At 53.9% G+C, this 25,069-nt stretch carries 20 protein-coding genes and 2 tRNA genes; 7 read left to right on the top strand and 15 right to left on the bottom strand.

Translation table 11 applies throughout. The features are described from left to right. The first annotated feature begins 8 nt into the window (after window positions 1-8). Together OUO13_RS14475 and OUO13_RS14470 are read left to right on the top strand one after the other, a co-directional pair. Window positions 9-84, top strand: a tRNA-Val gene (locus OUO13_RS14475). A gap of 47 nt (window positions 85-131) precedes the next feature. Next, window positions 132-208 (top strand) — tRNA-Asp (locus tag OUO13_RS14470). 811 nt (window positions 209-1,019) lie between these two features. On the opposite strand, the gene OUO13_RS14465 is transcribed toward OUO13_RS14470, so the two are convergent. The 10 genes from OUO13_RS14465 to OUO13_RS14420 all read right to left on the bottom strand — a co-directional run bounded on the left by OUO13_RS14465 (window position 1,020) and on the right by OUO13_RS14420 (window position 13,496). Next, on the bottom strand, window positions 1,020-1,808 hold the full coding sequence (locus OUO13_RS14465) for a hypothetical protein (protein WP_283174614.1): 789 nt from the start codon (window positions 1,806-1,808) through the stop codon (window positions 1,020-1,022). 86 nt (window positions 1,809-1,894) lie between these two features. Next, window positions 1,895-4,375, bottom strand: coding sequence for an efflux RND transporter permease subunit (locus OUO13_RS14460; RefSeq protein WP_283174613.1), 2,481 nt, complete (start codon window positions 4,373-4,375; stop codon window positions 1,895-1,897). Then, window positions 4,362-5,585, bottom strand: coding sequence for a WD40/YVTN/BNR-like repeat-containing protein (locus OUO13_RS14455; protein WP_283174612.1), 1,224 nt, complete (start codon window positions 5,583-5,585; stop codon window positions 4,362-4,364). Before OUO13_RS14455 ends, OUO13_RS14460 begins: the two co-directional genes overlap by 14 nt. A gap of 162 nt (window positions 5,586-5,747) precedes the next feature. Then, on the bottom strand, window positions 5,748-7,013 hold the full coding sequence (locus tag OUO13_RS14450) for a DUF1329 domain-containing protein (protein WP_283174611.1): 1,266 nt from the start codon (window positions 7,011-7,013) through the stop codon (window positions 5,748-5,750). Further along, complete coding sequence (gene pepN, locus OUO13_RS14445; protein ID WP_283174610.1) at window positions 6,985-9,630, bottom strand: aminopeptidase N; 2,646 nt, start codon at window positions 9,628-9,630, stop codon at window positions 6,985-6,987. The genes OUO13_RS14450 and pepN overlap by 29 nt, the downstream gene beginning before the upstream one ends. 59 nt (window positions 9,631-9,689) lie before the next feature. Beyond that, a complete protein-coding gene (locus OUO13_RS14440) occupies window positions 9,690-10,535 on the bottom strand; it encodes a DUF2797 domain-containing protein (RefSeq protein WP_283174609.1) in 846 nt (281 codons plus the stop codon). A gap of 12 nt (window positions 10,536-10,547) precedes the next feature. Further along, window positions 10,548-10,811, bottom strand: coding sequence for a YeaC family protein (locus OUO13_RS14435; RefSeq protein WP_283174608.1), 264 nt, complete (start codon window positions 10,809-10,811; stop codon window positions 10,548-10,550). Then, a complete protein-coding gene (locus OUO13_RS14430; RefSeq protein ID WP_283174607.1) occupies window positions 10,808-11,653 on the bottom strand; it encodes a rhomboid family intramembrane serine protease in 846 nt (281 codons plus the stop codon). The genes OUO13_RS14435 and OUO13_RS14430 overlap by 4 nt, the downstream gene beginning before the upstream one ends. Continuing rightward, the gene (locus tag OUO13_RS14425; RefSeq protein WP_283174606.1) at window positions 11,653-12,609 is read right to left on the bottom strand and encodes a metallophosphoesterase; all 957 of its coding nucleotides are present in this window, start codon (window positions 12,607-12,609) and stop codon (window positions 11,653-11,655) included. Before OUO13_RS14425 ends, OUO13_RS14430 begins: the two co-directional genes overlap by 1 nt. Window positions 12,610-12,611: 2 nt before the next feature. Continuing rightward, entirely contained in the window at window positions 12,612-13,496 is an 885-nt protein-coding gene (locus OUO13_RS14420) for an NAD(+) kinase (RefSeq protein WP_283174605.1), read from the bottom strand. A 159-nt stretch (window positions 13,497-13,655) separates the two neighbouring features. Between OUO13_RS14420 and OUO13_RS14415 the strand changes: the two genes are divergently transcribed. Next, on the top strand, window positions 13,656-14,552 hold the full coding sequence (locus tag OUO13_RS14415) for a DUF1853 family protein (RefSeq protein ID WP_283174604.1): 897 nt from the start codon (window positions 13,656-13,658) through the stop codon (window positions 14,550-14,552). Here the strand turns inward: OUO13_RS14415 and OUO13_RS14410 are convergent. Then, window positions 14,494-15,405 (bottom strand): hypothetical protein, encoded by a 912-nt coding sequence (locus OUO13_RS14410; RefSeq protein WP_283174603.1) that lies wholly within the window; start codon window positions 15,403-15,405, stop codon window positions 14,494-14,496. The genes OUO13_RS14415 and OUO13_RS14410 overlap by 59 nt on opposite strands. 138 nt (window positions 15,406-15,543) lie before the next feature. Further along, a complete protein-coding gene (locus OUO13_RS14405) occupies window positions 15,544-16,344 on the bottom strand; it encodes a hypothetical protein (protein WP_283174602.1) in 801 nt (266 codons plus the stop codon). Window positions 16,345-16,569: 225 nt separating this feature from the next. On the opposite strand from OUO13_RS14405, the gene topA reads away from it, so the two are divergent. The 3 genes from topA (at window position 16,570) to OUO13_RS14390 (ending at window position 20,170) form a co-directional block, all read left to right on the top strand. Then, the gene (gene topA / locus OUO13_RS14400) at window positions 16,570-19,230 is read left to right on the top strand and encodes a type I DNA topoisomerase (RefSeq protein ID WP_283174601.1); all 2,661 of its coding nucleotides are present in this window, start codon (window positions 16,570-16,572) and stop codon (window positions 19,228-19,230) included. Window positions 19,231-19,563: 333 nt separating this feature from the next. Further along, window positions 19,564-19,683 (top strand): hypothetical protein, encoded by a 120-nt coding sequence (locus OUO13_RS20095; RefSeq protein WP_428982345.1) that lies wholly within the window; start codon window positions 19,564-19,566, stop codon window positions 19,681-19,683. Window positions 19,684-19,807: 124 nt separating this feature from the next. Further along, entirely contained in the window at window positions 19,808-20,170 is a 363-nt protein-coding gene (locus OUO13_RS14390; protein WP_283174600.1) for a ComEA family DNA-binding protein, read from the top strand. Between the two features lie 49 nt (window positions 20,171-20,219). Here OUO13_RS14390 and OUO13_RS14385 read toward each other — a convergent pair whose 3' ends face one another. Next, entirely contained in the window at window positions 20,220-20,891 is a 672-nt protein-coding gene (locus OUO13_RS14385; protein ID WP_283174599.1) for a phosphatase PAP2 family protein, read from the bottom strand. 55 nt (window positions 20,892-20,946) lie between these two features. Next, window positions 20,947-21,402, bottom strand: coding sequence for a YbaN family protein (locus OUO13_RS14380; protein ID WP_283174598.1), 456 nt, complete (start codon window positions 21,400-21,402; stop codon window positions 20,947-20,949). A 110-nt stretch (window positions 21,403-21,512) separates the two neighbouring features. Between OUO13_RS14380 and OUO13_RS14375 the strand changes: the two genes are divergently transcribed. After that, window positions 21,513-22,397: a LysR family transcriptional regulator gene (locus tag OUO13_RS14375; protein WP_283174597.1), complete on the top strand. Its 885-nt coding sequence runs from the start codon at window positions 21,513-21,515 to the stop codon at window positions 22,395-22,397. Window positions 22,398-22,817: 420 nt separating this feature from the next. On the opposite strand, the gene OUO13_RS14370 is transcribed toward OUO13_RS14375, so the two are convergent. Further along, window positions 22,818-24,002 (bottom strand): DUF2726 domain-containing protein, encoded by a 1,185-nt coding sequence (locus OUO13_RS14370; RefSeq protein WP_283174596.1) that lies wholly within the window; start codon window positions 24,000-24,002, stop codon window positions 22,818-22,820. Window positions 24,003-25,069 lie beyond the last annotated feature (1,067 nt).

Genomic DNA, 25,069 nt, shown 5'->3' with positions numbered 1-25,069 from the left:
GCCATTTTGGGTGATTAGCTCAGCTGGGAGAGCATCTGCCTTACAAGCAGAGGGTCGGCGGTTCGATCCCGTCATCACCCACCAATCATTGCCTGACAACAATGATTTTGCAGTACAGAGTGACACGAAGCGGACTGGTAGTTCAGTTGGTTAGAATACCGGCCTGTCACGCCGGGGGTCGCGGGTTCGAGCCCCGTCCAGTCCGCCATCTTTACTTGAATGCCAAACATTCAAGCTTGCCAAAAGCAGCTGATATCAGAACATCCTGTTTTCTGATTCAGGTATCAACAATACCCTCATCCTGCCAATCGCAATTTACCGTTTACACTTTCTATTGGCGTCTGCCAGATAACCATTCGAAGCGTTGTAGACCTGTTTTCTGTTTTACCTGGTTCATTTTTATCACTATCAAGCTTTCTGAAACCTCACCGTTTCCCACCTGTACGTTCCTGACCATACTGTCAGCACCACTTTTGAACAGCATCGTACGATCACCTGTTCACGCGCACCAAAATCGCGCAACAAGATCTGTGCATCCCGAATACTGACCAAGGATTCGCTGAAACCCGCCAGGTATTTCCGCCATTCATACTTCTGTCACACAGCTCGGCTACCATGCCTGCAGCCTGGAAAGAGGGCCGAATCGGCCAAAATGGAACTACCGGGTGTTTCAAATGTCCCATTAGAAGTCACAAAAATGTGACATGGCACGCCAAGTGCTAAAGGGATTATTGGATAAGCCAGAAAATGTCGTTATAAGAAAACGACAATAACAAAGGAGAAATGGATATGTCCGACTACACTGAAGAGCTGCTCGATTTCGGATTCGATGAATACGATGACGACGTTGATGACGCAGTAGAGATGTAAATCTGCCGCAAGACTGCCTGCGCAGGTGTGAGACCCAGGGTACTTCCCCACGGGCCACACCGGGGCGGTCGACAAGCATTACCCTTCCGTAACACCCCGCCCCGCTTTATTTCCTCTGATTGAGCTACCGAACGTCTTTAACGAATGCCTCAGGCATCAAAGCCATCAGCATTTTTGTGCTCGGAATTGACGACCGTAGAAGCAACAGAACCAGAAGCCTCGTCACCATCAACAAAATCAGCCAGAAAACGGTAAGCCAGCGACAGGGTCACCAGCGAAAACAGTGTCATCAGGTATGTACCGAATGACGCAAACAGACGCAGCACAATGTGATCGGTGAAATACATCGCCAGAAACGGCGAAGACAGCAACACAGGCAGAATCCAGACAACCAGCACCAAACGGGAGCCATTACCATCACTCAACTCCCAGGCGCGGCGCAAACTGCTTTCACGCCCCATCGCGATTTCCGGCAGACCAACTGACACCCGGGCAGTCACGTACAAAGCCACCATCAGGCCAGCAACCGCAGCCGCAGCCACCATCTGCTTACCAAGAATCATCGCCACGATAAGCATCACCAGACTGACGATACCCGCAAAGATAAAGCCGATCATAAAACCACGACGCAGATACAGGGTTTCGGCACGTCGCCATACACCTGGCTGCATCATGGCGGCGTTAGGGGTCAGGGTAAACCGGTGGACCGAGGTCGCAAACACAATGCTCACCATCAGAGACAGAATCATCGGCAAAAACTGGAGTGTAGAACCCTGCTCCAGAAAAACACTGCTGCCCCAATCGATCAGAGCCAGCACCAACATTACCGGAAGAAAACGGGACAGCAGAATCTGACGCTTGGCCATCAGACTCCAGATAGCATCCTTCATCACTTCCACTACAGGAAGTTCAACATCCAGTCCTTTGGGGCTTTTCATAATCAACACCTGCGAAATTTATAATCAACACCTGAACAAGCTGTCAGAAGCCGGGCAAGTATACCCTGCCCGGCAAACAGGACGAATCAGATGGCAGGTGGAATCTCACCGTGGATGCGCTGATGGCGCTGGCGAATATGCTCTGGTCGCAACAGGATGCTGGTCAACGCTGGTAACAGAATCAACGCCCCCAACATGTTCCAGATAAACATAAAGGTCAGCAGAATCCCCATATCCGCCTGGAAACGGATAGGAGAAAAAATCCAGGTTGCCACCCCAATCGCCAGCGTAACCCCGGTAAAACTGACCGCCTTGCCAGTAGAACAGAGAGTCTCCAGATAGGCTTCGCGCAGGTTTTTGCCATCAATCAGCATCGCCTCCAGGCGGTTGTAAATGTAGATACCGTAATCCACACCAATCCCCACCCCCAGCGCAATTACTGGCAAGGTCGCGACTTTTACACCAATCCCCAGCCAGGTCATCAGCGCCTGACTCAGAATCGACGTCAACGCCAGTGGAATCAGAATGCAGGAAACCGCAGGCAACGAGCGGAAGGTCAGCAAACACAGAGCAAAAACCACCAGATACACAAAGATCAGCATTCGGTTCTGGGCGTCACCAATCACCTCGTTAGTGGCCGCTTCAATACCAGCATTACCGGCCGCCAGCTGGAAACGAACCGGCACGGACTCCAGTTTGCCAGACGCAATCGCCGACTGGATGTCGTCCGGGCGCATACCAAAGAACACATCGTCGACCTGATCATCAAAGCGGGCTTTGAACTGCTGTACTTCCGCCACAACACGTTCAAGGGTTTCGGCTTTATGGTCGTTCAGATACAGCACCACCGGCGCCATCGAACAATTCCCATTCAGCAGACTGCCCGGTGCACGCTGTACCGACGTATTAAGAATGGTCTGGTTACGAGACAGGGCAAACCATTTGATATTGCCTTCGTTCATGGCTTTTGTGACCAGTTTGGAAACCGATACCAGAGACACACCAGACTGTACGCCGGGGACGTTTTTCATGTGCCACATAAAGCGGTCCATAACGTCCATCACCTTGAAGCTGTTACACATCTCGATGGGGGTTTCGACCATCACCACCAGAATGTCGGAACTGGTTGAGAAATGCTCAACCATATAATCATTGTCGAGGTTATAACGGGAGTCGGCACGTAACTCCGGTGCGCCCGGATCAAGATCACCGATTTTTAACCCTTTGCTGTACTGATACCCAACCACCGCCAGCACCAGAGACGCAATCAGTACCGGCAAGGCCAGTCGTCTGTCCGCAAAACCGGACAGCACACGCCACAGAGCCGGAATTGTTGCGGCACCGCGTCGGGCATGCTCAACACCCCGCGGCGAAATCCCGACCCAGGACATCACCACCGGCAACAGCACCAGATTGGTAATGATGATCATGGCCACACCAACAGATGCCGATATTGCCAGCTCCTGAATCACGCCAATATCGATAAACAGCAGGGTCAGAAAGCCCATGGCATCGCTCAGCAGCGCCAGCATCCCCGGCACATACAATCCGCGAAATGCCTTACGCGCCGCCCACAAACTGTTTTCACCGACTCCAGCGTGCAAGGCAATACTGTTTATCACCTGCACGGCATGGCTGATACCAATCGCAAACACCAGAAACGGCACCAGTACCGAGTACAGATCAATACTGAACCCCAACAATGCCAGCGCCCCCAGCTGCCAAACCACAGCAATCAGAGAAGCCAGAACTGGCACCAGGGTGCCGCGCCAGCAACGCGAGTACCAATACAACAAGGCGGTTGTCATCAGCATCGCAGCCAGGAAGAAATAACCGATCGCAACTGCACCATCCATCAGGTCGCCCAGTTTTTTCGGCACCCCGGTGATGTAGATAGCAATCTGCTCGTTCTGGTAACGATCACGAACCTGAGCTTCCAGAAGATGTGACAACTGCTGATAGTCCAGCTTCTCACCGGTTTCAGCATTCACTGCCAGCAAAGGCACATCAATAATGGATGATCCAAAATCATTGGCGACCAGTCGACCGACCTGGCCGGATTTCAGAACATTCTCCCGCACCGTTTCAACGCTGGCAGCACTGCCGTCGTAGTCTGGTGGAATCACCGGACCGCCCTGAAAGCCCTCTTCGGTAACTTCCGTCCAGCGAGTGTTGGGCGTCCAGAGTGACTGCAATGCCGAGCGATCGACCCCGGCAATAAAAAAGACATCGTCGGTAATCTTGTTGAGCGTTTGCAGATAGGAGGCTTCAAAAATACTGCCATTGCGGGCTGCCACGGCAATTCGCACACTGGCAACGCCACCTTTGAGATCATCCTTGTGTTTCAGATAGCTCTGCACAAACGGATGCTGCAGCGGGATGTATTTTTCGATGCTGGAATCAAGGCGGATGCGGGTCAGACCAAACATAAACACCAGAGTAATCAGCACCAGTAATGCCATAACCACATGACGACGCCCGAACAACAGGCGTTCAAGAAATGGCTCCGACTCCGGTGAAATCAGGAAATGTTCGGGCTCACTGTAACGCTGATTATTGGGCTGCATGAGCACTCTCCTGTACTGGCATCATCCGGGCGTCGGTTGTTTCTCCTTGAGGATTCACCAGCACCAGACCACCTTCGCCTGCAACCAGATAACCATTATTCACAACCGCAACAGCGGCCATGCTTTTACTACCCGCCAGTGTTTTTTCATCCTGCACCGAGCCATCAGTCCCCAGATGCAACAAGGCACCGCCATTTCCCACCAACAGCAGAGAACCGTCATCGAGACTCGTTGAAGCATTAAAAGTCTGGTCACCTTCATGATCGATTTCCTGCCATTCTCCCGAGTCATCGAGGCGGAACAGGTGCCCACGCAGACCGGCCAGAATCCGGTAATCACCAGCACGGTTCAGATCAAACAGTGAACCTTCATACGGGGACTCAACCGCTTCCCAGTGTTCGCCGGCATCACTGGATCGGAATAACAGGCCACTCTCACCGCCCAGCCACCATTCATTGGCACTGATGGCACGAACAAAGTTGAGGTGAAAACGATCCGGATTATTGATTCGGGAAGAGGCCTCTTCCCAGGTTTGGCCACCGTTATGGGTTATAAACAATGAGCCATAGGCACCAACAGCCATCCCTGTGTTGAGATCCTGAAACTGGATATCGAGGCAAGGGCGAGTGGAACCGGATTGCAAATCGTAACGGGCATCATCGAGGGCAAAATTCGCCGACTCCACCAGCGCCTCAGCATCCGTGGTGTCATCGCCATTGTCCTCCAGCTCAGCAAGGCTCGCTTCGGCGTCAGCCAGTTGCTGTTCAGCGGCAGCCACAACGGCCTTGTTGGCCAGAAATCCATCAAACTGCCGCAACCAGCTGGCACCGCCATCCGCCGTCGCCAGAATCACACCGTCGTGACCACAGGCCCAACCGTGGTTCTCGTCAACAAACGCCACCGATGTCAGGGTAACCCGCACCGGCACCGAAGCCTGCTGCCACTGCAACCCGGCCTTATCAGACAGCAGAATATTGCCGTAAGCCCCTACCGCAACCAGATTATCGCCACGGCGAGCAACATCCAGAACCAATGCCTGGTTAGCCAGTGACGCGGTTTCAGCGGGAGTATCCAGCGGATCGGTCCAACCAGCCTGAACGGACTGAACGGGCCACAAGGCGGCGACCAGCAGCGCCAGTGCGCCAGAAGTAATAGACCCGCCCCAACGGCCGCATCGCCGGTCATCGGAGTGATTGCGGAAAGAGTACATCTCGAACCCCATTTATTGTTGTTATCTGTCAGCTGCCGGGCTTTTGTGTCCACCGTGACATGGATGCAGGTAGCACGCCCCTTTTATTGAGTTTTTGGCACTTGTTTATATCCAGCAATCCAATAATCTCATTTGGCTGACAGTTTGCCAATCCGTGAGCATCTATTGTTCAAGCACCAGCCACTTTGGCGACTCGCCCGTCACCGGCCAGCCAATCGCTGCATAGCTACCTGCTAGCAAATCAATACTGAGTTCAGCCACCGAAACCACTGCGGGCAGTTCATACCAGCACACGGGTAACGCCAGGTTAAAACGCCACAAATGGCCATCGCCGTCGTAAAGATCAGCCATCAAAATGGCCGAGCTGTCTTCATCAATATAGAACACCCGCTTCTGATAGAGACCGTGTGCGCCTTTGCGCAACACACCATCCACCAGCCGCACGCGATGTTTTTCGAATCGAACATGCGCCATCGACGGATGGCGGCCGGGTATCAGCTCGGGTAATTGCTGCAGATTCTGGTTATACGGCACATACATTTCGCGACTACCCAGCAGGGTCCAGACATAATCCGCGGGATTGGCACTGAACATGTCGCGATCTTCAGAAGCCGGGAAATTGGCTTGCCATTCCGCCGGATAAGCACCACGCTCATCCCGCTTCACACCACTGCGGGTATTCGCTATCTCCGACATACTGAAACCATTCGCGACCAGATCACGGGTAAATATCGGCTCAGTTGCCTGCGGACGATGCAAATGACTGTAAAACGGAATTTTTTCGTCCAGCTGCCAGCGTAAGCGCCGCCAACCGGAAGCAGAGGGTTGCCAGTCTTCAACAACCGCTGTGCGGCCATAACCACGCCAGCGCGACAGATGATTCCAGACCAGCTCCTGCCCGGTTTGTGCCAGAGGGAAAATAATACCGCCCTGGGCGAACTGACCGTACAGAAGCCCACGGTCCATCTGCACCCGCACGGCATTACGATAAATGGCATCGTAAACCGCATCCGGAGCAGCAGCAGAGCGGCGAGTCGGATACACAGAAATTTCGAAGAAATCCGGGTTTTGCTGAAACAGACTCTGCAAACCGGTGGCCAGAAACTGGCGATATTGCTGCCAGTTATCACCATTGATGACGAGAATGGACTGATCACTCTCGTAGGGTGACACCCGTTCAGAGCCCGCAGCCGCCGCAGGCGGAGGCATACGCACCCCACCCCGCCATGGCGGAATATCCACACCGTTGCCAGCCGGATTGGCCGCCAGAGGAGTCAGTTGGGATAACAGATGCTGGCCACCATCCAGATGCGCCGACACACCACTCGGCATGTCCTGCGCCTGAACGCCAGCCAGCAGAAAGAAACTGGCCAGCAGGCTGGCCAGATACACACGCATATCAGGCCAGAGACTTGCTGACCACCTCATACACGTCCGGAGACAGATCCTGTGTTGCGGCAATACGCTCCAGCTGGGCACGCATCAGTGCCGACAGAACCGGAACCAGACGACGCCATTTGGTCAGCGGCGTCAGCAAACGGGATGCAATTTGCGGGTTGGTCGCGTTCAGACGAATCACCGCATCCGCCAGCCATACGTAACCAGCACCATCGGTACGGTGGAAGTTACACAGAGCCTGGTTGGCAAACGCACCCACCACCGAACGAATCTTGTTCGGGTTACGCCAGTCGAACGCTTCGTGTGACAACAGACGGCTGACGTGTTCCAGCGTGCCGGTCTCGGCCGAGCCCGACTGCACCGACAGCCACTGATTCACCACCAGCACGTCCTGTTTCCATTGCTGGTAAAACGCATCCAGAGAACGCTGGGCCAGTTCAGCGTCACCGCTGTTCACCAGAGCCACCAACGCCGCCATCTGATCAGTCATATTGTCAGCGGTTTCAAACTGACGCATGGCCATGTTCAGACCAGCGTCGGAAGCCTCACACCAGTAACTCAGCGCCAGATTCTTGAGAGCTCGGGCTGTCATCTGTGCCGGTTCCGGACGGTATTCGCCGTGTTGCAGCAGACGCTGGTAACAGGCAGCAAATTCGTCTTTCAGGGCCATCGCCAGCGCCAGGCGCACGCGTTTGCGGCCAAGGTGAATCGCCTGTGGATCGACCACATCACGGAACTCGGAGACATAAGCCTCGGATGGCAACGTCAGCAAGTAACTGACCATGGCAGCATCCAGAGTGCTATCCGCCAGCAAACCCGCCAGTACAGCACGGGCCTTGGCAGGCAATTCAAACTCACTGCGTTCCGCCTGGGCGATCCAGTTCAGCATCAGGCGCTGACCGGCATCCCAGCGGTTAAAACCATCGTTGTCGTGTTGCAGACGGAACAACAACTCGTCGTCAGTCTGTTGCATCTCAACCCGCACCGGCGCCGAGAAATCGCGGAACAGCGACAGCACCGGCTTTTCAGTCAGACCGGAGAACACAAAGGTCTGCTCCGCTTCAGTCAGGTGCAGCACCTGACTGGAAGCCGTCCAGGTTGCGAGGCCATCAGCATTCACCGCCGGACTCACATTCACAGGCATATCGTTGCCCTGACTGTCGATCAGGCCCATCTGAACCGGAATCCACATAGCCTTTTTGGCGGTTTGCCCCGGCGTATCCGGGCATGACTGACGCAGGGTCAGATGCAGCTCACCAACATCGCCACGATATTCACTGCTGGCTGACACCACCGGAGTACCAGCCTGTTTGTACCAGAGACGGAACTGGGTCAGATCCACCCCGTTGGCATCTTCCATCGCTTTGACGAAATCATAGATGGTCACGGCCTGACCATCGTGGCGATCGAAGTACAGGTCGGTGCCCTTGCGGAAACCGTCCTTACCAAGAATCTTGTGCAACATCCCCACCACTTCCGCACCCTTTTCATAGATGGTAACGGTATAAAAGTTGGAGATCTCAATAAAGGAATCCGGCTGTACCGGGTGCGCCATCGGGCCGCCATCTTCGGCAAACTGCACGGTACGCATGATATTGGCGTCTTCAATACGCTTCACCGTCGCCGAGTGCATGTCGGCTGAGAAACAGGCATCACGGAATACGGTAAAACCTTCTTTCAGGCTCAGCTGGAACCAGTCGCGGCAGGTAACACGGTTACCACTCCAGTTGTGGAAGTATTCGTGCGCAACAATGGATTCAATACGCTGGTAAGCCGCATCGGTCGCCGTGGCCGGATTCGCCAGCACACAGGACGAGTTGAAAATATTGAGGCCCTTGTTTTCCATGGCGCCCATGTTGAAGTCATCCACCGCCACGATCATGAAAATATCCAGATCGTACTCACGGCCATACACCTCTTCGTCCCAACGCATGGAGCGTTTCAGCGCATCCAGGGCATATTCGGTCTTGGTGATGTTTTGTGGTTCAACAAAAATCTTCAGGGCAACGTTACGACCCCCCATGGTGGTGAAGGTATCTTCCTTGCACAGCAGATCCCCGGCCACCAGCGCGAACAGGTAGGCTGGTTTGCGGTGCGGATCATGCCAGGTCACCTTGCGACGACCATTTTCCAGAATCTCATCCGCTACACAGTTACCGTTGGAGAGCATGACCGGGTAACGGCTGCCATCGGCCACAATCGCCGTGGTGAATACAGACATCACGTCCGGACGATCCAGATACCAGGTAATCCGGCGGAAGCCTTCGGCTTCACACTGGGTGCAATACATGCTGCCGGAACGGTACAGACCTTCCAGCGCGGTATTCTGTTCAGGCTGAATACGGGTGTGAATTTCCAGCACCGGATTCTCACCCAACCCACTCAGGAACAGGGAATCACCTTCGATACGGTATTCATCCGCTGCCAATACACGACCATCAATCCGGATTTCCAGAGTTTCCAGCTGCTGACCATCCAGACGCAAACTGCCGTCAGCAGTCAGGCTCTGGTTACGTTGCAATTGCAGACGGCTGTATACATCGGTGTAACCGTCTTGCAGCTCAAACGTCAGACCGGTTTCGACAATCCAGTACGCCGGTTGCTGGTAGTCCTTGAGGAAAATGCTCTTCGGTTGTGCTTCGCGCATGGCTCTCATTCCTTAATCATAATTGGCCACCGGTTTCCCATTGCGGCCTGAAATCCGACTCAGTCGTCGTGCAACGCAACGCTGAGTTCATAACTGTTATATTTGCGCAGATTAATCACGCCGCTATCCAGGATCAGGTACTGGCCCTTGATCCCCAACAAACGCCCGCTCACCACTGGCGTTTTTTCCGGGTTAAGGCTGGCCACCTTCACCGGATATTGCAGCACCGGATACTCAAACTGCAGTGGCTGCGGCAACAGCCACTCAATACCTGCTCCATCACTGTCGTCGACACCGGTTTCCTGTAGCAAGGCTACCAAAGGTCGCGCGGCTTCCCCCAGATCAAGATCAGGATTTTGCCCCTTCAGCATGGTGCGCCAGTTGGTCTTGTCCGGTACATGCTGCCGCAACCGGCTTTCAATCAAACCCGACAAACGCCGACTGCTGACCCGGGCGATACACATCCCCTGCACCGCGCCCTGATCGAGCCAACGCACCGGCACCTGCCCTTCCCGGGTAATCCCCACCTTGATACCCGACGAATTGGCCAGATAAACAAAATGTGGCCGGAAACAGACCTCTTCCGCCCATTGCGGTTCCCGACAGGTCCCCTGAGCGTAATGACACAACTCAGGGCTCATCATACAGCGGTCACAGGCTGCCAGTTTGCTGAAGCAGGGATAACAGTAGCCCTGGCTGAAACTCTGGCGCGTTTGACGTCCACAATTACAGCAGAATATCCGCCCACTGAACGCCAGTTCGATTCGTTGGCCCAGCCACGAAGTTAATGGCTGACGCTGTTCGTCGAGGCGCAAATCATAGGAAACGTCGTGAATATTGCCAGAAGGGCGAAGAGTGGCGTGGGCCGCCATCTTGCGCAGCAGGCCCGCCATCCGGATGGACATAAAATCGACCGGTTACTGGATAGTCAGGGTCTGGACGTGGTCATCACGACCAATCTTGTCGACGTTGCCACTGGAGCAGGCACCACCGACATAACCAACACGCTGCTCCATTGGCACATCGTGCAGCATTTCATAATGCAACAAGGCTTCCATGCAGAGTTCACGCTGACCCGGCTGCAGGTCCACACCGTTTGGCCAACGGCCCAGTGCCACTGCGTTTTTCAGGTTTTCATATACTTCAGGGGTCAGGGATTTGATCAGATCCTGCAATGTCATAACTCACCTCGGGGCTTTTCCGGTCGACGCCATACCGACCACAGGGCCGCAAGTATAAACCCTGCAAGCAATCCGCCAAAATGGGCACCGTGTGCAGTACCGGTCATACCGGGGAAAACACTGTCGAGCACCAGGCTCAGAAACAGGAATCCGACCATCATGGGCAACAGCATCGGCGGAATCGGATAACGGATTTTCTGATGCTGACGCCAGCCAATCCAGCCCAATAACCCCATGGTGACGCCTGATGCACCGGCAAATCCAGGCCCCGCAAACCACCACTGCACCATGGATGACAACACCGCTGTCAGCATGGCTACCACCAGCAATACCCGCCCACCATCACGGCGCTCTATCGCTCGTCCGAGAATCCACCACCAGAGTCCATTAAAGACCAGATGAGGCAACGACAGGTGCAGCAATGCTGGCAGAAAAAAAGCCACCACACCGATATCGGCATAGGCCGACAGGCTGAAGCGCTGATCGGGCCACAAATCGGCACCCGGCATCGTCCATGGCTCCCATGCACTGGAAACCTGCATCCACAGGAAAATCCCGCTCAGAAGCAGCAGCACCAGCAGGGTTACCGGAATTTGCGCAAGAGTGACAATAAATCGTGACAGGGGTTTGACAGCCGGAGCCTGCGCTTCAGGCAATTGCCCTTCGCGCCACTGGCCAATCCAGATACGCACCTGAGGAATGTCTTCCCGGCGCGCCAGAAACAGATGTTGCTGGCCATTGATTTCGACAACCCGGTGGCCAATCCGGTGCGCCCACAACAGGCGCGTCACCGGGCCAAGATCAATCTCGGGCCCGGCAACCAATACAAGAAGGGGTTCCATCAGCGTTCGTGTTTCTCCACCCGCACCCAGGCAAATTTGCTGGGTTGCAAATGATGCTCGGTATCCATGCGGTAGGCAACCAGACGACCGTATTTCACCGCGCTGTAGTCAAGGCAGGCGATGTTATGGCCCAGCGGTGCCGGAATACCGGACATCCAGTAGTGGCCTATAAACAACGGTTTTTCATCCGGCCCATAAAACAACAACTGACGTTTTTCATGCTCTTCCAGCAGACGATATTGCAGATCTTCCGGCAATGGGTCTGGCTGGAAAATCACATCGTTGTAATGATGCGGTTCGGTTTCCCAGAACTTGGTTCGGAAAAACTGACGCACAAAACCGTCACTAGCAGTCATACTGCGCCCATCCGGTAACTTCAGCGAGGTTCCACGCAGGGTGCGGTCCAGGAACTGATACAGGAAGGTGCCGGTATCCACCGACTCCACCAGCATGTCGCGGTGAATCTGGTTACCACCGTAACGAGCGACAAATTCGTCGATCATGGCCTGATCCCAACAAGCGTGAACCACCCGGAAGTGATCCAGCTCGAGATACAACGGCCGTTCGAGGAACCAGCCCAGAAACTCATCCAACTCGCTCTGATGATTGGCGAACTGCTCAAGGGTCTGCTCAACAATACGGGTATTGCGCGGCGTGTGTTCCCGCAGATACGGCTGACGCATACCGGCGGGAGCCGGGGTCAGATAGGTCATCAGATTGTATTCATGATTCCCCATCACCATATCGGCGTAACCATTTTCGACCATGTCGCGCACAATATGACAGGCCAGACGAATGTTAGGGCCACGATCCACCAGATCGCCAACAAAAATAGCCTTGCGACGGGCATGCTGATACACGCCATTACGCTTGCTATAACCGAGTTGTTCCAGCAGTTCGATGAGTGTTTCACCACAACCGTGGATATCACCGATCAGATCGTAGCCCTGATGCATTCTCAATCTCCGAGATTACTGCTCCACCCCAGCTTGGTGCGACAAATCTCGTAGAAATTATGCCCCTTGGGATGAATCAACTTGAGCTTGTGAGCCTTCTTGCGAATGGTGATGGTGTCACCGGGCGCACAAGGAATATGGGTCTGGCCATCACAGCTGACGGTTGGATAGATATCCAGATCACCATCAATGTGAATCTTGATCTCGCTCTTGCCGTCCACCACGATCGGGCGACTCGACAAGGTATGCGGGAACATCGGCACCAGAACCAGAGCATCCAGCTTCGGATGCATGATTGGACCACCACCGGACAATGAGTAGGCGGTCGAACCGGTCGGGGTCGATACAATCAGACCATCCGAACGCAGGTTGTAAACGTACTGACCTTCGATATACAGATCGAACGCAATCATCCGCGCCGACTTGCCAGGGTGCAGCACCACATCATTCAGAGCAGCAGCGGCACCAATCGGATTACCGTCACGCTTCACTTCGGCATCCAGCAGGAATCGCAACTCGCTGGTGTACTGACCATCCAGTACGGCCTTCACTTCATCACACATGTTGTCATCGGGACTGATGTCGGTCAGAAACCCGAGACGGCCACGGTTAATACCGAGAACCGGAATATGGTATTTCGCCAATGCCCGGGCAGCTCCCAACAGACTGCCGTCTCCGCCCACCACAATCACCAGATCGCAGATTTCACCCAGCAGGTTAACCTTGCTGACCTGCATGTTATGGCCGGGGATAACCTCGGCGATGCGGTCGTCCAGAATCACGTAGTAACCTTCTTCGGTCAGAAACCGGGACAATCGCTTGACGGTTTCAATGACCTTGTTACTGTTCAGACGACCGATAATGCCGATGTTGCGGAACTCTTCCATCACCTTAACCCAAGTCGTTGTTATTGATCCGATCCTGCGCCCAAACGGCTGCTCCTGCCGGGTTCCGGCAAGCGGAACCGGACTGCAGGACCCATGCGGCAAACCCGATAAATGGGCATTTCCGCCAGCGCCGTTATAACACACAGACCGGTAAAACGCTTGTTAACTACCACTATGCAAAGCTGTCACACCCTGTTGCAACGGGCGACTCATCAGCAAGAACGAGACCGCCTCTGGAGCCTTTATGGCCCGTCGCTGATCCGTGACTGCGACCGCTCGCTACAGACTGACTGGCTCAACGACCTGTTACAACTGGACGTTGGCACTAGTTTTCCTGTGAGACAGGACAATATCGACCAGACCAGCGGCAAAAATCGCCGTCTTGGCCATTATTTCGAGTCGCTTTGGCAACAATCGCTGCATCGTGCTGGCTGGCGTTTTGAAGCCGGTCTGCGTATTGGCGACCGTCAACACACCCTTGGCGAACTGGATCTGCTGTTTGAGCAACCGGATGGCAACCACTGGCATATCGAGCTGGCGCTGAAGTTTTTTCTGGCTGGCCCGAATGGCTGGGTCGGCCCTGATAGCCGCGACCCCCTGAATAACAAACTCGCCCGCCTGTTCGACCACCAGCTGTTGTTACCCCATCGCCCCGACGTCAGCACCTGGCTGGCAGAACGTGGCTGGAACCATCTGCAGTCACAGGCAATTGTTCGCGGATGCCTGTTTTATCCAGCCCATCCGCAAGCCGTGCCACCATTACCAGACGGCATCAACCCTGATCACTGGCGAGGTTACTGGACCCACTGGCCCAACGGTCGTGAACACCTGTCAGAAGGATTATGGTACGTACTCGACAAGGCGTTCTGGTGCAGTCCGGCCCATGTCGCGTTTGGCATCAGCAATCAGACGCTGTACCAGTATCTCGATCTGCACTTTCGCCATGTTGGCATTCCGGTCTGTGTGGTTCGGGTTGAGGAACTGGCAGGAGCAGGTTTTATCGAACAGGAACGCTGGATGCTGGTAAATGAGGATTGGCCAACCAGGATTCGATAGTGGCCTGACCAGACCAACTCAATCCCACCGCCCTCCGTCCCTGCAAACCACCGCCGTGTACCAGCAAAATACGCGGCTCCACGCCACTTTGGGTTTGTAGCCACTGCTCAAGCGCCGCCAGCAGTCGTACGCCGTATACCGGATCAAGTGGCAGCCCCAGGGCATCATAACGTTCCAGCAGCTCCCGCAACTCGGGTGACAAACGGCCAAACGGCATGTCGCATGAATCCACAAACTGATAGTTGCCGTCCGGATAACTCGTGCGCCAGCTCGTTTCCAGCTCGCCCTGATCAGCAACGGTATGCACCAGCATCAGGCGGGGCTGTGCAGGCAAAACCGGCAAAACCATTCGCGCGGTAGTGCCACTGCCGGTTGCCAGCCAGACCTGATCGTAGCCGCCACACAGTTCGGCCAGAGCCTGTGCCGCCTTACTGGTACCAGCCACCTCAGCCCGATCAACAGACGCCTCCTGCCAGGGCGCCAGCGCACCGCCCTCGCCGATCCAGACCGCCCCGAGGGACTGCGCCCAATATTGCTGAAAGTCAGCCTCATACCGCTGGCGATACTGCTGGCGATCGAGGAATACCAGCTGCATGCCCAGCTTGCGGCAATCAGCCAGTGTCGGCGTCAACTCAACATTGGCATATCCGCGTACCAGCCCGGTAACGGGGATACCGCAGTGATAACCGATTGCAGCCAGAGCATGCAGGTGATTGGAATGCACACCACCCACCGACACCAGTGCCTGCGGATCCGGTAAACGTTCCAGAGCATCCAGTACCTTGAACAGCTTGTTGCCCGACAACAGAGGGTGAATGGCGTCCAGACGCAGAATATCGATTCCCGGACGCAAACCGGGCACCGGCTCAATCCGCGCAGCGGAACAGTGATTCCGGAAAAAATCGGCAAGACGGGAATACAGGGGCATAAAGGCAGTCAGTCGAAAGAAAACGGCAACGAGAATACCAGCCTTGGGACATTACTCTGACTGTCAGTATTTGCGTTTTTCATTAGGATCGAGCGGAATGCCGTGAGCATCCATATTCGGCTCAGCCTCTTTAGATAGCGCCCTCGACAGTTTGTCTTCCTTCACGACGCCACCACTGTACAAAGTAGCCGATCGGTGAGACAGGTCACGAATACGCTCATTCTTTTCGGGATATTGAATGTCGCATTCAATAAGCAATTTCTTCGCTGCTTTGTAGTACCCTCCAGCAGAAACAACATCGCCCCTCTCTGCGGCAAGATCTCCCTGAGCAACAAAAGTGTCCACCTCACGTTCAAGGAGAGTCAATCGCAAATAGCGTCGATACTCTGCCAATGTCGTTTCTGAAATAACTTTCTGTCGAGCCATAGCACCTAGCGATTTAAGAATGCGATTGAACTGTTGTTTAGCAAAACGAATCTCGCGATCACTTTTAAGAACCGGCCGAACCTCGCCATTAGCTTCAATTTTTGCACGAAGTGATTCTACTGTAGTCCCCGCTGAAGACTCTCCTGCAGCCGCTTCGGCCTCCTGCTGATCATTACGGCTTTCATATGGCAACGCATCCTCACTCAGCCGATACAGATGTTGCAGACGCTCCAGCACGACCATCTGCAATTCACGATGACCATCAATAATCACTAGTAACTCCAGTGCCTCTTTTAACTCATCCGCTTTCGAACGGATAAGCGCCGCCTGCAACCGTTGCGCCTGCTGTTTCTGCTGGTGACGGCCATAATAGACAAATCCGGACAATACCAGTGCAACTGGTAATGCCAGAGCTATGATCAGTCCAAGGGCGGACATTCGTCATCCTCCCCTGAATCGTAACTGCACATGCTGAACTGAGTACAAAGTGACTCCTCTGAACCTTTTGGAACTCATCAAAGTCTAGCAACAAATGCCCGTTATGCAGGGGCAGTAACAACCGACCGGAAACAGTCATGCTTGACCTGACCCTATGGTCTACCTATAAAGTGTCGGCTCAGCAGGAGCTGAACCAAACCAAGAACTAAGGGTTACACCGAATTTATGGGCAAATCGCTGGTAATTGTGGAGTCGCCGGCCAAGGCGAAAACCATCAACAAATATCTGGGCAAGGACTTTATTGTGAAGTCCAGTATCGGCCATATCCGCGATTTGCCTGCCTCAGGTTCCGGTACTCCAACCGATCCGAAAGAACGTGCCCGTCAGGCTGCCCTGACCCGCAAAATGTCCCCGACTGAAAAAGCCGAGTACAAACAGCGCAAGGCGCGTGAGCAACTGGTAAACCGCATGGGGGTCGACCCCGATAACGGCTGGGCCGCCAATTACCAGATTTTGCCCGGTAAGGAAAAAGTCGTTGATGAACTCAAGCGTCTGGCTCGTGAAGCCGACAAGGTCTATCTGGCAACGGACTTGGACCGCGAGGGAGAAGCCATCGCCTGGCACCTTCGTGAGATCATCGGCGGCAAAGACGAACAGTATCGTCGAGTGGTATTCAACGAGATCACCAAAAAAGCCATTCAGAAAGCGTTTGAAGAACCTTCAGACCTTAACATGAACCGCGTTAACGCCCAGCAGGCGCGTCGCTTCCTCGACCGCGTGGTGGGCTTTATGCTGTCACCGCTGCTGTGGGCCAAAATTGCTCGCGGCCTGTCAGCCGGACGTGTGCAATCCGTTGCGGTACGCCTGATTGTTGAGCGCGAGCGTGAAATCCGCGCTTTTATTCCGGAAGAATACTGGGAAGCCTGGGCCAACCTGGCAACCATCAGTGGCGAAGTGCTGCGTGCCGAAGTGGTTCGTTACAAGGGTGAAGAATTCCGCCCGACCAGCGAAACCGCCACCATGGCGCTGATGCAACAACTGGAAAAACTGCCATTTGCCATCAGCAAGCGTGAAGACAAGCCAACCAGTTCCAAACCTGCTGCACCTTTTATTACCTCAACCCTGCAGCAGGCCGCCAGCACCCGTCTGGGCTTTGGCGTGAAGAAAACCATGACCTTGGCGCAGCGTCTGTACGAAGCCGGTTACATCACCTACATGCGTACCGACTCAACCAACCTGAGCCAGGACGCCGTCAGCAGCGTACGAGACTACATCCTGGCCAAACTGGGTGATGCCTACCTGCCAGCCGAACCACGCCTGTACAGCTCCAAGGAAGGCGCCCAGGAAGCGCACGAAGCGATTCGTCCGTCCGACGTTCATCTGCGTGCTGCCGACCTTGCCGGTATGGAACCGGATGCACAACGTCTATACGACCTGATATGGCGTCGATTTGTTGCCTGTCAAACCGCTGATGCCCAGTTCACCAGTACCAGCATCACCACTCAAGCGGGCGATTTCGAACTGAAATCCCGTGGCCGCGTGATCCGTTTTGATGGTCACCTGAAAGTGCTGAACTCCGGTGGCAAGGACGAAGACGTACTGCTGCCCGACGTATCCGAAGGCGAAAAACTGCAACTGGCCGAGCTGCAACCGAAACAGCATTTCACCAAACCAGCCCCGCGCTTCTCGGAAGCCGCACTGGTTAAAGAACTCGAAAAACGTGGCATTGGTCGTCCATCTACTTACGCATCGATTATCTCCACCATCCAGGAGCGTGGTTACGTCAGCCTCAAGGGCCGTCGTTTTTACGCTGAAAAGATGGGTGACATTGTTACCAGCCGTCTGGTTGAAAACTTCGACGACCTGATGGACTACAGCTTCACCGCCACCATGGAAGAGAAGCTCGACCATATTGCCGAGGGCGACAGCAATTGGACAGGTGTTCTGGACGAATTTTACGAAGGTTTCCAGCACAAGCTGGATGCCGCCGAACAGGATTCTGGCATGCGCCCGAACAACCCGGTCGACACCGATATTCCGTGCCCGGCCTGTGGTCGTCATATGCAGATTCGTAACGGCTCTACCGGTGTATTCCTCGGTTGTTCCGGTTATTCACTGCCACCAAAAGAGCGCTGCACCCAGACCCTGAACCTGGTCGCAGGCGACGAAGCAGTGCCTGCAGATGACGATGAAGAAGCCGAAAGCCGCCTGCTGATGCACAAGCGTCGCTGCTCCATCTGTGACGCTGCCATGGAAAGCTACCTGCTCGACGATCATCGCAAACTGCACATCTGTGGTAACAACCCGGACTGCTCGGGCTTTGAAGTTGAAACAGGCCAGTTCCGTATCAAGGGTTACGATGGTCCAACTATCGAATGCGACAAGTGTGGCAGCGAAATGCAGCTGCGCTCCGGCCGTTTTGGCAAGTACTTCGGATGCACCAATACCGAATGTAAAAACACTCGCAAACTGTTGCGCAGTGGTGAAGCAGCTCCACCGAAGATGGACGCCATCCCGATGCCGGAACTCAAGTGCCTGAAAGTGGATGACACCTACGTTCTGCGTGACGGTGCTTCAGGTCTGTTCCTAGCGGCCAGCCAGTTCCCGAAAAACCGGGAAACCCGCCCGCCACTGGTGGCCGAATTGCTGCCGCATCAGGCTATTTTGCCCGAGAAATATCACTACTTGCTGGATGCACCACGTCAGGATGACCAAGGCAATCCAACCATTATACGTTACAGCCGCAAGAGCAAAGAGCAGTACGTCATGACCGAAACCGACGGCAAAGCGACTGGCTGGAGCGCCTGGTACAACGACGGCAAATGGGTAGAGGAAACGCGCAAAAAGAGCAGCAAAAAAGCCGCTGACGACGCGGGTGACGAGTAAAGATGTACGTTTTACCTCAGTATTCAGACTGAGATAAATTCCTCGAAAACTACAAAATTTGTGCGATTCGCAGACCACAAACCATTGCTACTGTGATGTCTCCAAACCCAGGGAGACAATCACATGCAATGGATCAAACAGCTCATCCGCACATCCCTGATCAGCGTATTACCAGTCACTGCCAGCATCGCATCCGCCGCTGGTGACCGAATCGCTGCCGCATCAGGCTATTCTGCCTGAGAATATCACTACCTGCTGGATGCACCACGTCAGGATGACCAGGGTAATCCAACCATTATCCGTTACAGTCTCAAGAGCAAAGAGCAGTACGTCATGACCGAAACCGACGGTAAGGCGACGGGCTGGAGCGCCTGGTACAACGACAGCAAATGGATCGAGGAAACGTGTAAAAAGAGCAGAAAAAAAGTCGCTGACGACGCGGGTGACGAGTAAAGATGTACGTTTTGCCTCAGTATTTAGACTGAGATAAATTCCTCGAAAACTACGAAATTTGTGCGATTCGCAAGACCACAAACCATTGCTACTGTGATGTCTCCAAACCCAAGGAGACAATCATATGCAATGGATCAAACAGCTCACCCGCACCTCCCTGATCAGCGTATTACTGGCCACTGCCAGCATCGCGTCCGCCGCTGACCAGACTCCCGCCAAACCACAAACGGTTGCCGCCGCGACCCCAGCCGCGGTTGCACCAACAGCGGCCACCGCAGCCGTTGCCCCTGCCGGTAAAGTGAATCTCAACAGCGCCAGCGCAGCCGAACTCAGTACATTGAACGGTATTGGTGCCGTCAAAGCGGAAGCCATTGTGCGTTTTCGTGAAGAACATGGACCGTTTAACAGTGTTGAAGATCTGACCGCCGTTAAAGGTATTGGCCAGGCTACACTGGAGAAAAACCGCAGCCTGGTAGTGGTTGAATAACCCGTTCAGAACAGAGCAAAACACGGGCGGCGATCACACCGCCCGGATGTCAGGAAGCTGGCCGGATTTGCCAATGCCCCAACAACCAGCGAGCCAATAACAAATACACCAGCCAGCACAAAACACCGGCAAACAGCACATCACTCAGGAAATGTCCGCCCTGGGTGATGCGCACCAGACTCACCAGACTGCCAACTCCAACCCCGGCCCACAACCAGACCCGACGGCGACTGACCCAGGCCAGCACCATCAGATAAAAGCCCATCGCCGCATGACCACTGACAAACGACTTGCACTTGCGATGGCACTCCTGATTGATCACAAATGCCGGCACCATCTGATAAGTCCCCTCAAACTCCACCACCTGACGCGGCCGTGGACGTTCAAAACCATCCTTGAAGATGCCGTGCACCAGCAGACCCGGCCCGAGCAACAGGGTCAGTAGCAAAAACATCCAGGTTCGACGACCGTTTTTTGGCAAACCACCCGGCACCCAGGTCAACCCAAGACAAATCAGCAACACCGGAATCAGCCAATACGGCAGATACCGAAACAAGCCATAAATGGATGTAGCAACCGCGCTGCTGTCGCCCAGCCACTGGTGATCCACGTAAAACCAGCTGCTTACCAGTAAATCCATTTGCGGAAACAGATAAAACAGCACCGCCAGAAGGATAAAAAATGCCAGCGTTACCAGCATGCAACGATCAGTCAGAAACATAGATTCCCCTTCAAAGAAGGCGGCAGGATACCGCCTTCCGATGTCTTCGCCCACCTTACGACGAATGCGAATCCGATGAGTTCGGTCTCAGAGTCGGCAATCGCAGAATATAAACCGTAACCCCCACACCAATCAGTGGCAGCAACACCCGGGCATAACGGGAATCGAGAATGAAAAACGCCGACAACAACAAGCTGCCCCACATCAGCAGGAGAGTGTAAACCTTGGCCTTGAGTGGCAATCCACTACCATCCAGATATCCCAGCACGTAAGGCCCCAGATGCGGATGTCCCAGCAGCCACTGATAAAACCGCCCGGATGTTCGAACAAAACAGGCAGCGGCCAGCAACAGAAACGGTGTAGTTGGCAGTAGCGGCAAAAAGATACCCACCACACCCAACACCACGGCTAACCAGCCGGTCGCCAGCAACAACCCGCGAATAATGGGGTTTTTCACCACCCCCGGCGCCTTACAATTATCCGCCTGTAGTGGCGGTTCCGATCCTTTCATACAAAATCTCCAGATCGCTGACTATCCCTCCGGGCATCAGTTGCCACCCCAAGGTACTGCCATGCAAAATACAGCCCGTTCATATTTCTATCACGGCAGGATCTTTCGACATGAAAACCACACTGGAACAATGGCGCATGTTCAAGGCAGTTGTTGACCATGGTGGTTATGCCCAGGCAGCCGAAGCCATTTTCAAAAGCCAGTCCACTATCAGTTATGGTGTGCACAAGCTGCAGGAGCAGCTGGGCGTTACCTTGCTCGAGATCGAAGGACGCAAAGCCATTCTGACGGAACCGGGCCGATTGCTGCTACAACGGGCTGAAAACCTGTTGAACCAGGCCGAATGCCTTGATCAACTGGCTGGACGCTTTCGGCAAGGGGTCGAACCTATCGTACGCCTGGCGACCGATATGATTTTCCCAAGCGAACGCCTGTTTCATGTACTCGAACAGTTTTCCCATGAGTTTCCGGATACTCGTATCGAACTGGAAGAGTTTGTGCTGAACGGTGGCAACGAGATGCTGGAACAAGGTGAAATCGACCTGCTGATCACCTCAGCGCTGCCCATGGGCGTGTCCGGCGCCGCCATTCATCGCGAACGTTTTATGCCGGTGAGTGCCCCTACTCACCCGCTCCAACAACTGTCAGAACTCGACTTCAGCGATCTCACTCACTGGCGCCAGGTAGTTCTGCGCGACAGCAGCCGCAAACATCGCCAGGACGCAGGCTGGCTCGGCTCTCATCAGCGCTGGACCGTTACTCACATCAATACCAGCCTGAACATCGTACGTCGCGGTCTGGCATTTGCCTGGTTGCCGGAAAGTCGCATTCAGGAAGACTTGCAAAGCGGACTTCTGCAGCCGCTGCCCATGAAAAACGAAGCCAGCCGTTTCGAAGAGCTGTTTCTGGTCACAGCCAGTCTGGCACCTGGTCCGGCAACCCGTCACCTTGCTGGCCTCCTGACCGCAGCCGGTAACCTCGACACACCGCGGTGAATCTCCGATTACACTGCCAATCCCCCACAAAGCAAAAAGCCACCCGTAGGTGTAATGCCGATCAGTTAGGTACTTTTAAACAGCCAGATCATTGATTTCCGAATTTGCCCAGCGCAGCTGGCTGCCCAAATGCCCATCTGGGCGAGCCGGGATTCACCGCAAGGCCAGTTGGCACAGGGATGTGCCTCTGGCCGGGGTCGAAACGCCGTTGTCGGTGAAAACCGGAAGCACGAACCCAGTCGGGCTAAGCAGGGGGAGGCCAGGCCGGCCGGGGGACAAGGTCCCCCATGAAGGCATACGGTAGAGCCAATTAACAAGCCGAACAGATCGTAACCAACCGATGCGGTAACGACGTTTAAGAATGCCGACGGGTGCTTAACTGGTCAGCATTAACCCGTAGGTGGCTTTTTCTTGCCCGCATTACTGCGGAGGACTGATTGGTGCAACGTAAGGACATTGCGGCAACTGGCTGCAGATCCAGAAATAACGGCCAGCAAACTCACCGGTGGTCGCCAGTGTCATTTTTAACGGTGACTGACAGCGCGGGCACAATGTCTGATGAGCATGATCCGCCGCGGTCTCTGAAAAACTGGCGGTTGACGATGCGTGCGCAGCAGCAGACTCACTCACCGCCGACGCAGTGGCAACGACCTCAGCATTGTGATCTTCGTTAACGACGTTGCTCTCTTGCTCATCATCAGCTTCGATCACCAGCTCAGCAATACTCGAACCTGCCGGTATAGCACCACTGCGCGCATCATCAATATAACCGTCCGCCTGGCCCGGCAGCAGATAGGTCACACGATCACGAATCTCCTTGATCGTATAACCACGCTTCATATCCACCAGCAAAATTGGCAAGTTCGCTGATTCTGCACATTTGCGCAGGATTTCACGCTGGATCTTGCGCAGACCTTCCCGCTCTCCAAGCCCATCAAGCTCAATCACACACACAACGGAAAAATCGCGAGAATCGCATAACACAAAGTCGAAGCGCTGGGTTGCCAGTTGCTCTGAAGCAAACTGCATTTCCTCAAAACTGAGGCTCGCTTTCGGATTGATAACGTCTGAAGCACGTACCTTGCAAAAAATCTCAGTACGATCGGAGACTGAAGCCTTCAGGTCTCCATAAAACAGACGTTCGATAGGAGACAGCAATGGGCCTCCTGCCATGTAAGGGTAACGCTCTCCCGCAGCAGAAGTTGCAATCTGGGCACTGGCATCGACTGCTGGACGTCGGATCTCATCTTCCGGAATAGAACTCGACTTGTTTTCTTCTGCAATCACTTGATGTTCAAAAGCCAACTGTGAAGCATCTCCGTTTTGCTGATCAGTTGGAGAATTATCACCTGATATAGCCGAAACGTCAGCTAGCTTATCATTCGAATTGTCCGACGAATTAACTTTTGTCGTAGCAGCAGATTCTGTTACCACAGGATCAACGCGTTCCGAAACAGGAATACTCGCCATCGCAGAAGAAACATTACCGGACTTGCTAGCAGAACGCTTTCCAACGACCGCCTGCACAATCACGAGCACGACTGACACCACCAATGCAATCAACACTAGCGCAATCAGCAGTACCAGTATTTCCAAAACATCCATAACAACAAAACCTCTTCACAGGCCAAATTGCCAATTAAACTGCCCTATTGGCAATCACTGGTCTGCCTTGCTTTTAACTCTCTGTTACTGACAAAACAGGCACCTGAATTCAGGCTGCATTACAGAGAACACTGCGGCCTATCGCTCTAAAGCCGGAATCCAGGAACCTTCTGAATAACCCGGTGTACGCTCTGGCTTATCGGGATTGTGATGAATAACGAAGCCGGTTTGATGGCATAGCGGGCTACGTCAAAAACCGGCGAGACCAAGTCATCACCATCCCGACAGCCCAGAAGGGCGCGAGCTGCAACGCATTTGAGCGGTGCAAAGTTATTCCTAGTATCTCTAGAGAATAATTATCACATCAACTACGATCATTAATTCATTACAGAAACAAGCTGTCTTTATAGGGACTCTTTGAAAACCTTGAACAACTCGCACGGGTACTACTTCAGTGCATGCGAGCAAGGTGACGAATGCAGCAACACGGATCAAACGCACTACAGCACTCGCGCAATGATAGCTGCGCAGAGTTATTCTGCGTGTCCCTAAACCAGAAGTGTTATGACTTGACAGTCTTGAACAGCAGCCAAGCTTTCTGGGTACATCAAGGTCTGTCACGCAAGCAGACATATGTTATGACAATAATAACATTAAAAAAATCAACCACCACACAGAAGCAGGCAAGCAATATATCAAAGGAAACATTACTGTTTTGCTGCAACAGGATGACTCCAAGAGATCATGGCCAAAGGCTGATTAAAACCCTCTACCAACTCTGTAGCATGATTTGACTTGTCTGATCACCGGCCAATCACAAGCCGGGTTTGATGATCAGCCTCAATCGGTATCGCCGAATCAGCACAATCTCTATAGCTACCGGAAGGCAAAGGGTTAAGGCCCCTCTGAATAACCCAGAGCCTGCTCTGGCTTATCGGGATGATCCCGCTGTGTCAGCATAGTTGTCCGATGATTTTTTCACCTTAAAACCTACAGTGGGCGGCCAGGAACTGGCCACCATTGAACGTCGCGAAGCCGTTCTGAATAAGCTTTTGCCACCTCACAAC

This window comes from Parathalassolituus penaei, assembly GCF_026626885.1.
Lineage (GTDB): Bacteria > Pseudomonadota > Gammaproteobacteria > Pseudomonadales > Oceanobacteraceae > Oceanobacter > Oceanobacter penaei.
This window is presented reverse-complemented; position numbering and strand designations above follow the sequence as displayed.

Bases quoted from the DNA above. Each gene is read 5' to 3' on its own strand.
- OUO13_RS14465 (WP_283174614.1), bottom strand. From the start codon at position 1,808: ATGAAAAGCCCCAAAGGACTGGATGTTGAACTTCCTGTAGTGGAAGTG.
- OUO13_RS14460 (WP_283174613.1), bottom strand. From the start codon at position 4,375: ATGCAGCCCAATAATCAGCGTTACAGTGAGCCCGAACATTTCCTGATT.
- OUO13_RS14455 (WP_283174612.1), bottom strand. From the start codon at position 5,585: ATGTACTCTTTCCGCAATCACTCCGATGACCGGCGATGCGGCCGTTGG.
- OUO13_RS14450 (WP_283174611.1), bottom strand. From the start codon at position 7,013: ATGAGGTGGTCAGCAAGTCTCTGGCCTGATATGCGTGTGTATCTGGCC.
- pepN (WP_283174610.1), bottom strand. From the start codon at position 9,630: ATGCGCGAAGCACAACCGAAGAGCATTTTCCTCAAGGACTACCAGCAA.
- OUO13_RS14440 (WP_283174609.1), bottom strand. From the start codon at position 10,535: ATGTCCATCCGGATGGCGGGCCTGCTGCGCAAGATGGCGGCCCACGCC.
- OUO13_RS14435 (WP_283174608.1), bottom strand. From the start codon at position 10,811: ATGACATTGCAGGATCTGATCAAATCCCTGACCCCTGAAGTATATGAA.
- OUO13_RS14430 (WP_283174607.1), bottom strand. From the start codon at position 11,653: ATGGAACCCCTTCTTGTATTGGTTGCCGGGCCCGAGATTGATCTTGGC.
- OUO13_RS14425 (WP_283174606.1), bottom strand. From the start codon at position 12,609: ATGCATCAGGGCTACGATCTGATCGGTGATATCCACGGTTGTGGTGAA.
- OUO13_RS14420 (WP_283174605.1), bottom strand. From the start codon at position 13,496: ATGGAAGAGTTCCGCAACATCGGCATTATCGGTCGTCTGAACAGTAAC.
- OUO13_RS14405 (WP_283174602.1), bottom strand. From the start codon at position 16,344: ATGTCCGCCCTTGGACTGATCATAGCTCTGGCATTACCAGTTGCACTG.
- topA (WP_283174601.1), top strand. From the start codon at position 16,570: ATGGGCAAATCGCTGGTAATTGTGGAGTCGCCGGCCAAGGCGAAAACC.
- OUO13_RS20095 (WP_428982345.1), top strand. From the start codon at position 19,564: ATGACCGAAACCGACGGTAAGGCGACGGGCTGGAGCGCCTGGTACAAC.
- OUO13_RS14390 (WP_283174600.1), top strand. From the start codon at position 19,808: ATGCAATGGATCAAACAGCTCACCCGCACCTCCCTGATCAGCGTATTA.
- OUO13_RS14385 (WP_283174599.1), bottom strand. From the start codon at position 20,891: ATGTTTCTGACTGATCGTTGCATGCTGGTAACGCTGGCATTTTTTATC.
- OUO13_RS14380 (WP_283174598.1), bottom strand. From the start codon at position 21,402: ATGAAAGGATCGGAACCGCCACTACAGGCGGATAATTGTAAGGCGCCG.
- OUO13_RS14375 (WP_283174597.1), top strand. From the start codon at position 21,513: ATGAAAACCACACTGGAACAATGGCGCATGTTCAAGGCAGTTGTTGAC.
- OUO13_RS14370 (WP_283174596.1), bottom strand. From the start codon at position 24,002: ATGGATGTTTTGGAAATACTGGTACTGCTGATTGCGCTAGTGTTGATT.